Genomic DNA, 11,942 nt, shown 5'->3' on the forward strand with positions numbered 1-11,942 from the left:
ATTTACGGCAGGAGGCGTTTTATGCCTCTTGCACTGGAGTGATATCTGCACGATTGAGCAAATATTGCGTCAACATCGGCACAGGACGGCCAGTCGCGCCTTTGTTTTTGCCGCTACGCCATGCAGTTCCTGCGATATCTAAATGGGCCCAATTATACTTTTTGGTAAATTTAGATAAGAAACATGCCGCGGTAATAGTACCTGCAGCGCGGCCACCTAAATTAGTGAAATCAGCAAATGGACTTTCTAACTGGTCTTGATAATCATCCCAAAGTGGTAATTGCCAAGCGCGGTCACCACTTTGTTCACCTGATTTAATTAAATCGTGCGCTAAAGGGTTGTGGCTTGATAATAATCCCGTGGCGTGGTGACCAAGCGCGATTATACACGCACCAGTGAGGGTCGCGACATCAATAACTGTTTCTGGAGCAAAACTTTCAACATAAGTCAGTGCATCACATAATACTAAACGCCCTTCGGCATCTGTATTCAGTACTTCAACCGTTTGACCCGACATGGTGGTTAAAATATCGCCCGGGCGATATGCATTTGAGCTTGGCATGTTTTCGCAGCCAGCCAAAATGCCAATTACATTGAGGGGTAAGTTCATTTCGGCCAGTGCGCGCATAGTGCCAAGGACTCCAGCTGCACCGCCCATGTCGTATTTCATTTCATCCATGGCTTCGCCTGGTTTAATTGAAATACCGCCCGAATCAAACGTCAGACCTTTACCGACTAGCACAATAGGCGCTTGGCTTTCTGGCGCGCCATTGTAGTGAATAACCGACATAATCGATTCATTAGCACTACCACGACCTACAGCTAAATAAGAGTGCATGCCAAGTTCATCCATTTCTTGCTCGCCCACGAGATTTACGGTGACTTTCTCGTAGTTGGTTTCTAGTAACTTTGCTTGTTCACCCAAGTAAGCAGGGTTACAAATGTTTGGCGGCATGTTTGCCACGTCTTTACATAATTTCATGCCTGCAGAAATTGCTAAACCGTGCTCGATGGCGTTTTCGCCAATGGCTAATTCACGACGTGTTGGCACGTTAAATACAATTTTACGTAATGGGCGACGGGTATCGCTTTTTTTACTTTTTAATTGATCAAAAGTGTAGAGGCAATCTTGTGTCGTTTCGACTGCTTGGCGCACTTTCCAATAAGTGTCTCGTCCTTTAACATGTTGCTCAGTTAAAAAGCATACGGCTTCCATTGAACCCGTTTCGTTTAAGGTATTGATCGTTTTTGAAATAATTTGTTTGTATTGTTTATCATTTAATTCACGTTCTTTACCGCAACCGACTAATAAAATACGTTCGCTCAATACATTCGGTACATGATGTAATAATAGGATTTGGCCTGGTTTACCTTCAAGATCACCGCGGCGGAGTAAATTTGAGATGTAACCATCGCTGATCCGATCCAGCTGTTCACCAATTGGCGACAAACGACGCGGTTCATAAACACCTACTACGATGCAGGCACTGCGTTGTTTTTCTGGGCTACCACTTTTTACGCTGAATTCCATAGCGACTCCTAACTGAATCTGCTCACTATTTATGCCATCTTTAACTTTTAGGTTTATAAAAACCTGCAATGACATATAATTAAGTTGTGAAAATAACAAGTTTACTTAAAATTTCTGACTATTCCAGTGAAAAGACATGTTTATAGGGGCGCATTTTGCTAATTTTCCGTTATTTGTCTGCAGAAGTACTAAAATCGCAGTTGGCAGTGTTCCTCACTTTGATGACAATTTTTGTGAGTGAAAAATTTGTACGCATTTTAACCGAAGCTACCGACGGTTCTTTGCCTGCAAAATTAATTATTTCGATGTTGGCGCTTAAACTGCCTCAATTAGCTTCATTTATTCTACCTTTGAGTATTTTCCTTGGGATTATTCTCGCGTACAGCCGCATTTATGCCGACAGTGAAATGACTGTCTTTAAAGCTTGTGGTGTAAGTGAATGGTATGTAGTGCGAGTGACCTTGGTATCGAGTTTTGTTTTAGCACTCTTTGCTGGGGCATTGACGCTCGTAGTTGCACCGTGGGCCAGTGAACAAGAATATCGCTTAGAAGAAAAAGCCAAAGCGGAATCGGGCCTTTTTAGCTTGCGGGCAGGGCGTTTTCAACAAACAGGTAACGAAAAAGCTGTGGTGTTTATCCATGATATTAATCAAGGTGGCACTGAGCTTAATAAAGTATTTGTTGCACAGTTTTCAGAAAATGAAAAACGGCCACAAGCGCGTATTGTTTATGCACAACATGGTATTGTTGAAGAGGGGGCTTCAGGTGAGCAGCAGCTTAAACTTGCCGCAGGTAAGCATTATGAGACCGACGGCATCAGTAAAGAATTAAAAGTCACTGAGTTTTCAGGGTATCAAGTGCAAATTCAGGAACAAGCTATTGAGCATCAACGCCGAAAACTCGAAGCAATCTCAAGTAGCGCTTTATTACAAATGAACACCGCTGATGCTGCAGCACAATTTCAGTGGCGTTTAGCGATCCCATTATCCATTTTGATTTTAACCTTTATTGCCGTGCCACTTAGTGAGGTTAATCCTCGCCAAGGCAAGTTTGCGAAATTAGTACCAGCGATTGTATTTTATTTAATTTATTTTATTTTGCTCAATGGAGCCAAATTTGCCATTGAAGATGGACAAATCCCTGTGGGCTTGGGGCTGTGGTGGATCCATTTAACGGCTTTATTTATTGGTATGTTGTTAATTTTGCGCGGTCGAGAGGCAGGAGCCTTGATTAAAGCGGTCTTAACAAAAAGGGAGCGCATTAATTGAAAATTCTAGATTGGTATTTAGGACGCAGTATTTTACAAACAACAGGATTTGCGCTGCTTGTTTTGGTTGGGATCAGTACCTTAATTAAATTTATTGAACAACTTAAATATGTTGGCCGTGGTAGTTATGACGTAATGACGGCGGGTTTATATACCTTGTTTAGTATTCCCGCTGATGTGGTGACGTTTTTTCCGATGGCGACCTTGATTGGCGGTTTAACTGGTTTGGGGGCGCTTGCTTCAAACAGTGAACTTGTGGTGATGCAAGCTGCGGGTTTATCTCGGTTTGAAATTATTCGCTCAGTGATGAAAACCGCACTAGTAATGGCGCTGTGTGTGATGGCAATGGGTGAGTGGGGCGTACCTGAGGCGCAGAAACAAGCTAAAGAATTACGTACTTATGCAATTTCGGGCGGCAGTATTTTTAATGCGCGCCAAGGAGTTTGGGCTAAAGATGGTGATGTTTTTTTAAATATTGATAACGTTGATGATAATGGCCAATTAAACGGTCTTAAAATGTATCAGTTTAATAAAAGCTTGGATCTGGTGGCTATTACGAATGCGCAAAGTGCTATCAGTCATCGTGATGGGTGGTTACTCAAAGGAGTAAAAACGATTTATCTTGATGAACAAGAAGTGCGCCAAGAAAATACGAAAGAGCAACTTTATGTTTCCGAGCTCACACCCGACAAACTTGGAATTGTATCTCTTAAAGCCGAATCCTTATCTTTTACTGGCTTAATTGGTTACTTAGATTATTTGAAAAAGAATGAGCAAGATACCAGTAGTTATGAATTGGCGCTGTGGCGTAAATTGATGCAACCTGTGTCTATAGCTGTGATGCTGCTGGTCGCATTGTCGTTTATTTTTGGTCCATTACGTTCTGTAAGTATGGGCGCGCGCATAGTGATGGGAGTGATCACCGGTATTGTGTTTCATCTCAGTGATAAAATATTTGGTCCGATTGTTCTCGTTTATGAGTTATCACCTGTCGTGGGTGCAGTTTTTCCAAGTTTACTCTTTATTGGAATTTCAATTTATCTCATCAAAAAACGCAGCTAATGCTGCGTTTTTTATTACTCTTTTTAATGCTTAGTCGAGTGAATTATAAATACGTTTATTTTCATCTTTAGTGAGAGTCACTATCTCAGTGCCCGCAATATAATCTTGTAATGCCCGTGGTTGTTTTAAATTAATCACTACAGCGAGATTACCAATTCCACCTAACGCGCAAATAGCACGAATAATAGCTTGTTTAAGCGTGATTTTTGAACCATCAAGCTGTTGTACTTTAAGACGCCATGCGCGCATACCAATTGTTTGGCCGCCTCGAGTCCAAAAATAGGCAAAAAAGCTGATACTGACCACAACTAAGAGCACGGTACGAATGGTTCGAAGAAGTGGATTTTGTTGGATGAGTTCAGATACATCCGTCGCATTACCGAGGCTGATAACTTCAAACGAGAGTAGTGCTTGAATAAAAAATAGATATAGCACCGTACTTAACATCGCAAAAGCAATAATCACTAATGCATCATAAAGCCAAGCGGCGGCACGACGCCAAAAACCAGTGCGTGGAAAAGAAGTCATAATTACCCTAACAAAATCAGTTGTGCGATATTCTAACAAACAATTACTTAAACATGAATTAGTCTCGGTTTAAGTGCTGGAGAATGAGTAGAGTGTTTGTTTATCAAAAGGTTAACTCAATGGTTTTTTATATTTTAGATATAAATTGATTGATTGCTGAGCAGTTGAGCTGTCAGGACTAAAAAACAGCTTGCCGAGCGTCAGTAACTTTGTATAATGCCAACCCAAGAGACAGAAATACTGTATATAAATTTCTGCTCCAAAGTGGTTTTTCTTTATTTTCTCAATCGGTTGCATGCAACTGTCGCGGAAGAAAATGAAAGAAAAATTATGCCAGTGTGGTGAAATTGGTAGACACAGGGGATTCAAAATCCCCCGCCCTTAAAAGCGTGCCGGTTCGAGTCCGGCCACTGGTACCACTTTTTAAACCGTTACTTTTTAGTAGCGGTTTTTTTATGTCTGTAAAACATATCGCGGATGCTAGGCATTACCTTCTTTGACTAAGTTCTTTGGCTAAGTTAGCTGACTTTTTACCTTCTAGCTTTTAAATTTTTCCTTGATTAAATTTAAAAGCTAGAAGGTGAATGAAGGTTAAAGCAAGAGGGCATGGCCTGCTCTAGAAGTTTAGCCAAAGATATAAATGCGTATTCGCTTCACTACTTATAAAGTAGTGAAGCTTTGTTTAGCACTTTAAATAGTGGCAAACACCGAGCCCAGCTTTGCGGCCCGTGGCAAAACATGCAGTGAGTAAATAGCCACCTGTTGGCGCTTCCCAATCAAGCATTTCTCCCGCACAAAACACACCGGGTAGGTTTTTTAGCATAAAAAACTCATCAACACTGTGCTCACACACACCGCCTGCGCTCGAAATTGCTTCGGCAATCGGTTTGGTTTGATAAAAACGTACAGTGAGATTTTTAAGGCTCGCTGCTAAGTTTTCAGCGCCTTCAAGTTGGCTTTTATTAAAACATTCGTAGAGTAGGGCGGCTTTTACACCACTAATCGCGACGGTGCGTTTTAAATATTTGCTGAAGGAATCTTTGCCTTGTTTACTGCTGAGCTTTTTAGTCAGTTGTGCGTGCGAATAATCGGGCAGTAAATCTATGCTTAGTTCGGCTTCACCACTGTGATTGATATGATCGCGAATGTATTTAGAAAACGCATAAATCAAACTGCCTTCCATACCATCTTGCGTGACAATACATTCTCCTTTGCGGGTCACGATATGCCCATCTAAGGTTTTGATGGTAAAGGCGACATTTTTAAGCGAACTACCAGCTTGATTTTTTTGCAGGTGCTCACTCCAACGGCTGTAAAAACCACAGTTGGCACTTTCAAGTGGTGCAAGTGCAATATTTTGTTTGGCTAGCAATGCTTGCCATGCGCCATCAGAGCCAAGGGTAGGCCAGCTACCACCGCCAAGTGCTAATACAATCGCATCGGCTGTCACTTCAATATCGGTATCGCCATGATTAAAGGTCAAGGTACGCTCAGTACAATCAACTAAGCGATGACGCATGTTAAAAACAACGCCTGATTCTTTTAAGCGTTTTAGCCAGTTACGAAGAAGGGGGGCTGCTTTCATATCAGCTGGAAAAACTCGCCCTGAGCTGCCAACAAAGGTATCTATGCCTAATTCTTTTATCCATGCGCGCAAATTATCGGCATTAAATTGCTGTAACGACGGTTCAAGCCATGGTGCTTTGTTGTAATAGCGAGTAACAAAATCAGCATAAGGCTCAGAGTGGGTAATATTCATTCCGCCAACTCCGGCCAGTAAAAACTTACGACACGCACTGGGTTTTGCATCGTAGACTGCAACATGATGCCCTTGTGCGCGGATAACTTCAGCGGCCATCAAGCCCGCAGGCCCTGCGCCAACAATAATGACAGATTTAACTTGTTGCACAGAACTCACCTTTACAAAAAAGAGGGCATGATAAAGAAAAATACTGTGAGTATATAGCTAGAAATAGAAAAAACGTGAATCTATGAGTTAATTAGCCTCAAGACCGCATCATTAATCTATCTAAGGAGGCTATTTTAAAGGTTCACAGCGTCAGATTAACTTGCAATGGACTCGCTATTGATGCGCCAATCGATCTTGTCGCTTTTAAAAATCTCTGGCGAGAGATAAATGATTCAGATATTTCTATTTAATACATTGGTAAATAATTCATCCAGAACTGGAATTCAATTAAAAAAAGCGCCTGAGAATTAGGCGCTTTGTTGGGGTGCTCATTCGAACTGACTTAGTTTAAATGTTTTTTCAACGCGTTACCTGCTTGATCAAGTGAATCTTGAACAGCTGGAATATTGCTTAGCGGGTTCAGTAAACCAAAGTCATGGATCATGCCGTTATAACGCGTCACTGTAACTGCAACGCCTGCGGCATTAAGTTTACGGCCGTACGCTTCTGCTTCATCACGTAAAATATCTTTTTCAGCCACTTGAATTAATGCCGGTGGTAAACTAGTTAATTGTTCAACCGACGCACGTAAAGGTGCAGCATAGATTTCGTTACGTTGCTGCGGGGTTTCTAAGTAGTTGTTCCACATCCATTCCATCACGTTGCTACTAAGGAAGTGACCTTGAGCATATTCATTATACGATGGGTAGTTAGGGTTAGAATCCGTTACTGGCCATAACAATAGTTGGAATTTGATATTAGGAGTGCCCGCTTCTTTGGCTTTGATGCTAATAACGGTTGCCATATTACCACCGGCACTGTTACCCGCTACGGCAAGGCGTGAGCCATCAATGCCAATTTTCTTACCATTTTCAGCTACCCATTTTGTTGCGGCATAACCTTGATTAATCGCAGTTGGGTATTTCACTTCAGGTGAGAGAGCATAATCTACATACACCGCCGCCGCACCAGAACGAACAACTAAGTCTCTGATTAAACGTTCATGTGTTGGGAAGTCCCCTAATACCCAGCCGCCGCCATGAAAATACATAAATGCAGGTAAATCGCCTTTAGCGTTGACCGGTTTTACGATCACAAGATCAATGCTTTCGCCATTCACCTTAATTGTTTTTTTCGTTACATCGGCTGCAGGTAAAACCGCGCCTTGTTGCGCGCCTTCTAATACTTTACGTACATCTTGGTGCGAACGTTTGTGAAGTGGCAGGCCTGTGTCTTGTGCTAATACTTCAAGAAATGCTTGAGTATTGATTTCAGTACCAGGAGAGCCAGCTTTGCTTGCTGCAAAAGCGGATGTCGTCATCATTAAAGATAAGGCTGTAGTAATTGCGAGTGATAATTTTTTCATTGTTAAACTGTAACCTGTGTTGTGACGTTAATATTGCCGCGAGTGGCGTTTGAATATGGGCAAACCAAATGGGCTTCTTCGATTAACTCATTCGCTGCTTGTGTGCTTAACCCAGGTAAAAACACCGTTAAATCAGTACTAATTGCAAAACCGATACCTTGAGGGTTGTGACCAATTCCTACGGTTGCATTTACCGATAAATCGGCTGGCAATTTTACTTTTTTTTGCTGAGCAACAAATTTTAATGCGCCAATAAAGCAGGCAGAATAACCAGCAGCAAAAAGTTGTTCTGGGTTTGTACCTTCGCCGCCAAGACCACCTAATTCTTTTGGTGTACTCAGTGCGACATTTAGTTTTTCATCGTTAGAAACTGAGCGACCATCACGTCCTCCAGTAGATAAAACCGTGGCCTGATAAATACTTTGCATGATCTTTTCCTTTTTAAATATGCTTACTGTAACGCAATAACCACCTTGGATTTGTTGCGTTTTTTTAATCAATGTGGGCTGTACTCGTTGCCTTGTGAGGTGTACTGAGTAGGCGAAAGAGATGTTAAACGCTGTTGTCTTTTTTATCTCTGATGAAAGTCTGATAAAGTTTTTGATGTAAAAGAAATGGTTAATTATCCTTATAAATCAATTTCCTTGGAGATACTTATTATTCCTTATAGAGATCTTATGGAAGTCTAAAAGGCTTTTATATTGTGTGCTTGCTACCAAGTAAGGTACTATCTAGGTCGGAAATGCGGGTGTTTTTGGGCTTAAACGCTAAAAGGTTGATAGTTAAAAATGGATTTGATTGTTGCGTTAAAATTTGGGCCGTGGTCTTTAGAGCCCCATAGGTGTTTATTAACTTCAAGTGATATTGAAAAAGAACTCGACCCGCTTTCGTATAAATTGTTGTCTTACTTTTTGGCCTGCGGCAATAAAATTACTACTCGAGATGAGTTAGCCGAACATGTTTGGGGTCAGCGATATGTTGATGATAATGCAATATACCGAGCAATATCTGAACTAAGAAAACACCTTCATCACCCCGATTACACTCAACCTTTTATTAAAACACACCATAAAAAAGGTTATAGTTTTACAGCTCGTGTATCAGCGCACCATCAAGAACCGCTTTTAAATGAAGTCATTAATGATCTACCGGCTAACATCGAGCTATTAGAGCAATCAGTACTGGCTAATGAGCCTGAGCTAGTAGCCGTAAAAAAAAGCTCAATGCAGCGTTATGTTGTAGCAGGATTCGCGTTTTTACTTTGTATAGGTGTATTGGCGTGGGGGATATTTGCAAGCCAAACAATGCCAACGACGCAGCAAGCACCTCTTTTAACACAAGCGCATGGTGATGATAAGTTAGGCGATAGTATTCATAACCCTTCAATTACCTGGGAGCCGGGTGCTGAATACAATCCACTAATTTCATTCGACCAAGCATTTTTTGCGTATAGAAATAATTTAAATGGCCTTGATCACAGTTATGTGCAACGCGTCTCTGATCAGTACAAAATCCAGTTAACCTATCGAGATAAAAATATTGATGTGCTGTCATGGCAAGCACAAAGCCATCAGTTATTGGCGGCTGTGTCTGATGAATTATCTTGTGATTTTGTTGTATTTAATATTGCTTCATTCCCTGATTTAATTGAGCCAACAGTTTTAATTCCTTGTGGGCGTTTGCTTAATAACTCAGCGCAATTAAGCGCGAATAATCAGTATTTATATTATGTAAAACCAATACAAAGGCTGATTAAAACCAGCATTTATCGCTATGATTTGGCAAGTGGTAGCGAAATTGAATTAATCCCACCTCGTGATCTGTATGGCGAGGTTTTGCACTTTGAGCTCTCGAAAGATGAAAGTAAAATAGCCCTGTTTACCGCTGATTTTAAAACACCAATGCACGTTGGTTTATTTAATCTTGAATCTATGTCTTATCAAACGCTGTTGAATTTAGAGCATAATTATTATGGTTTTGCGATGGATTGGACTTTGGACGACCAAGAACTCATGATTGCTGATCAAAATAATTTTTACCATATTAACGTGCATTCTTTGGTTGTGCGTAAGACAGAGCTCGCGAGTAATTTAAATCCTTATTATCTTGAATATGAGTCGTCAAATAGTCTGCTATATACCCCTTTCATTGAAAGGCATGCTGGTTTAGTGCAATTTACGGATTTGTTTAGTGGTACGCCTACGGCTGGTGGTATACCGATTTATCAGTCTGATATGCATAGTTATAATCCTGTTGTATCGAAGCATTCTGGTATTTTTTTCGCATCAAATCGTACTGGTACACATGAGTTATGGCAAGGTGGGCAAGGAGAGCTTAAAAAGATATCAAATCTTAATGATATTGATGGGGTGCTTGGGCCTATTCGTGAATCAACCAGTGGCGATTATGTTTTATTTAAACAGCGCGAAAGATTAAAGTTAATTCGTTTGTCTGATCAAGAACTAATTGAAATAAATGAATTGCCAGACAAAGTATGCCGTTATTATTGGTCTGACAATACTATTATTTACTCACTTGATACGCCTGATAGTTCACAAATTTGGCAATTTGATTTAGTACTTCGCAAGCATCAATTACTGGCTGAAAATGGTGGGCGTAGTCTATTGGTAAATGAGCTTGGTAAGGTGTTTTATATTGAAAGTAATGTACTAATTAATATTGAAACAAATGAGCGTTTAACGCTGAATTTACCAAGTTTTGATCCTAACTTTAGCATCATGACAGCGCAATATTTATATGTGCATGATGCGATTCAGTTTATTTATCGCGTTAATTTACTAACGGGCGACGTTAACAAAGATTCTTTGGTGATTTCTCCTGGTGAAATGACAATAAACCAACATAATAACTCAGTGATCATCACTAAATTTACTTTGGCCGATACATCAATAAAACGCATGGTGTGGTAAAAAATGATTATCATCAGAGGCGTTGAAAAACATTTTTGTATCTATTTGTTAGGGTTTTATAATTAAGCGCTGATATTCATGTCTTTTTCTTTTATTATCGAACTAATTGAAACTAACTAAGAATAAGAACAATGAAAAAACGCTACCTACTTGCCAGTCTTTTAATGACTGCATCGTTAACTGCTTGCTCAAAAGTAGATGAAACAGCAGCTGCTTCAACTTCAACCGTCAGTGCTACTGAAAATACCTCAGCCGTCACTTCATCTTATCAAGAAGGAGTGCATTATCGCCTTGTGACGGGCATTAATAATGAAGGGGCACAAAAACCGTTTTTAGTTGAATATTTCTGGCTTGGCTGCCCACATTGCCAGCATTTTGAAGAACCATTACAAGCTTATAAAGCCAAGCACCCAGAACTCGGTTTTGTGCGAAAACATGCTGTTATTGCCGAGCATTGGGTTAATGATGGTCGTATTTTTTATGCGCTGGCTCAAACCAATAACATGGCGCATTTTGCTGATTTATTCGATTTATATAAAAAAGGCATGACCCAAGAAAGCTTTGATGCTTTTTTTACTCGTCATAACATTGATCAAGAAGCCTTTTTAAAAGTGGCAGGTCAAGACCCTGAAGTTCTGACTAAAATGCAGCAGAGCTTCGATGAAATGAATAACAATAAGATGACCAGTGTGCCTTCAATTGTTGTTAATGGTCAGTATTTAATCATGGCACATGAAGATTTACGCTCTAATGACGCTTATTTTAAATTAGTTGATTACCTGCTAACAAAATAAGGTGATGATGATCTTGCGGTTAATCAATCAATTAGATGACGATATCTCAGCGTTAACCCACCTTTTAATTGAAGCTGTTGCAGAAGGTGCTTCAATTGGCTTTCTTGCGCCTTTATCAGTGCATGACGCAGGTGTGTATTGGCAGCAGGTTGCACAAAAGGTTGCCCATCACGACAGTATTTTATTTGGTGCATACCAGCAAGATACCTTGGTTGGCACAGTACAGCTTGCTTTATGTCATAAAGCGAATGGGGCGCATCGTGGTGAAGTTGAAAAGCTAATTGTCGCCAAATCAGCTCAAGGTCAAGGGGTGGCCAAAAGCTTAATGCATCTTCTTGAGTTAGACGCTAAAAAGCAAGGTCTTCAATTGCTAGTTCTTGATACTAAGGTGGGTGATACTGCGTCTTTTCTATATCCCAAATTGGGCTATCAAGCGGCGGGGACTATCCCTAATTTTGCCAGAGATGGACTTGGAAAACTTGCTGCAACGGTTTATTTTTATAAAGAATTAAGATAAATGATTGTTTGAGCCCATTACCGAATAAAGATAAAAAT

The 11,942-nt window shown here is 40.5% G+C and carries 10 protein-coding genes and 1 tRNA gene; 6 read left to right on the top strand and 5 right to left on the bottom strand.

The features are described from left to right. Positions 1-19: 19 nt before the first annotated feature. Positions 20-1,531 carry a leucyl aminopeptidase gene (gene pepA, locus PTUN_RS03890; protein ID WP_040643825.1) on the bottom strand — a complete coding sequence of 504 codons (1,512 nt, stop codon included), beginning with the start codon at positions 1,529-1,531 and terminating at the stop codon, positions 20-22. A gap of 155 nt (positions 1,532-1,686) precedes the next feature. Between pepA and lptF the strand changes: the two genes are divergently transcribed. Both lptF and lptG read left to right on the top strand, forming a co-directional pair. After that, positions 1,687-2,799 (top strand): LPS export ABC transporter permease LptF, encoded by a 1,113-nt coding sequence (gene lptF / locus PTUN_RS03895; RefSeq protein ID WP_040643826.1) that lies wholly within the window; start codon positions 1,687-1,689, stop codon positions 2,797-2,799. Further along, positions 2,796-3,860, top strand: a complete 1,065-nt coding sequence (lptG, locus tag PTUN_RS03900) for an LPS export ABC transporter permease LptG (RefSeq protein WP_009838394.1) — start codon at positions 2,796-2,798, stop codon at positions 3,858-3,860. Before lptF ends, lptG begins: the two co-directional genes overlap by 4 nt. Before the next feature lie 30 nt (positions 3,861-3,890). Here lptG and PTUN_RS03905 read toward each other — a convergent pair whose 3' ends face one another. After that, on the bottom strand, positions 3,891-4,388 hold the full coding sequence (locus PTUN_RS03905) for an RDD family protein (protein WP_009838395.1): 498 nt from the start codon (positions 4,386-4,388) through the stop codon (positions 3,891-3,893). 332 nt (positions 4,389-4,720) lie between these two features. On the opposite strand from PTUN_RS03905, the gene PTUN_RS03910 reads away from it, so the two are divergent. After that, positions 4,721-4,807 (top strand) — tRNA-Leu (locus tag PTUN_RS03910). Positions 4,808-5,070: 263 nt separating this feature from the next. On the opposite strand, the gene PTUN_RS03915 is transcribed toward PTUN_RS03910, so the two are convergent. The 3 genes from PTUN_RS03915 to PTUN_RS03925 form a co-directional block, all read right to left on the bottom strand. Next, the gene (locus tag PTUN_RS03915) at positions 5,071-6,297 is read right to left on the bottom strand and encodes a TIGR03862 family flavoprotein (protein ID WP_198138434.1); all 1,227 of its coding nucleotides are present in this window, start codon (positions 6,295-6,297) and stop codon (positions 5,071-5,073) included. Between the two features lie 343 nt (positions 6,298-6,640). Next, positions 6,641-7,663, bottom strand: coding sequence for an alpha/beta hydrolase (locus tag PTUN_RS03920; RefSeq protein WP_009838397.1), 1,023 nt, complete (start codon positions 7,661-7,663; stop codon positions 6,641-6,643). Positions 7,664-7,665: 2 nt separating this feature from the next. Then, on the bottom strand, positions 7,666-8,091 hold the full coding sequence (locus tag PTUN_RS03925) for an organic hydroperoxide resistance protein (RefSeq protein WP_040643827.1): 426 nt from the start codon (positions 8,089-8,091) through the stop codon (positions 7,666-7,668). Between the two features lie 360 nt (positions 8,092-8,451). On the opposite strand from PTUN_RS03925, the gene PTUN_RS03930 reads away from it, so the two are divergent. From PTUN_RS03930 to PTUN_RS03940, 3 genes are all read left to right on the top strand, one after another. Continuing rightward, positions 8,452-10,593, top strand: a complete 2,142-nt coding sequence (locus PTUN_RS03930; protein WP_009838399.1) for a winged helix-turn-helix domain-containing protein — start codon at positions 8,452-8,454, stop codon at positions 10,591-10,593. A gap of 131 nt (positions 10,594-10,724) precedes the next feature. Continuing rightward, positions 10,725-11,387: a thioredoxin domain-containing protein gene (locus tag PTUN_RS03935; RefSeq protein WP_009838400.1), complete on the top strand. Its 663-nt coding sequence runs from the start codon at positions 10,725-10,727 to the stop codon at positions 11,385-11,387. A gap of 4 nt (positions 11,388-11,391) precedes the next feature. Next, positions 11,392-11,904, top strand: a complete 513-nt coding sequence (locus tag PTUN_RS03940) for a GNAT family N-acetyltransferase (protein WP_009838401.1) — start codon at positions 11,392-11,394, stop codon at positions 11,902-11,904. The last annotated feature ends 38 nt before the right edge of the window (positions 11,905-11,942 follow it).

The organism is Pseudoalteromonas tunicata, assembly GCF_002310815.1.
In the GTDB taxonomy this organism is placed as follows: domain Bacteria; phylum Pseudomonadota; class Gammaproteobacteria; order Enterobacterales; family Alteromonadaceae; genus Pseudoalteromonas; species Pseudoalteromonas tunicata.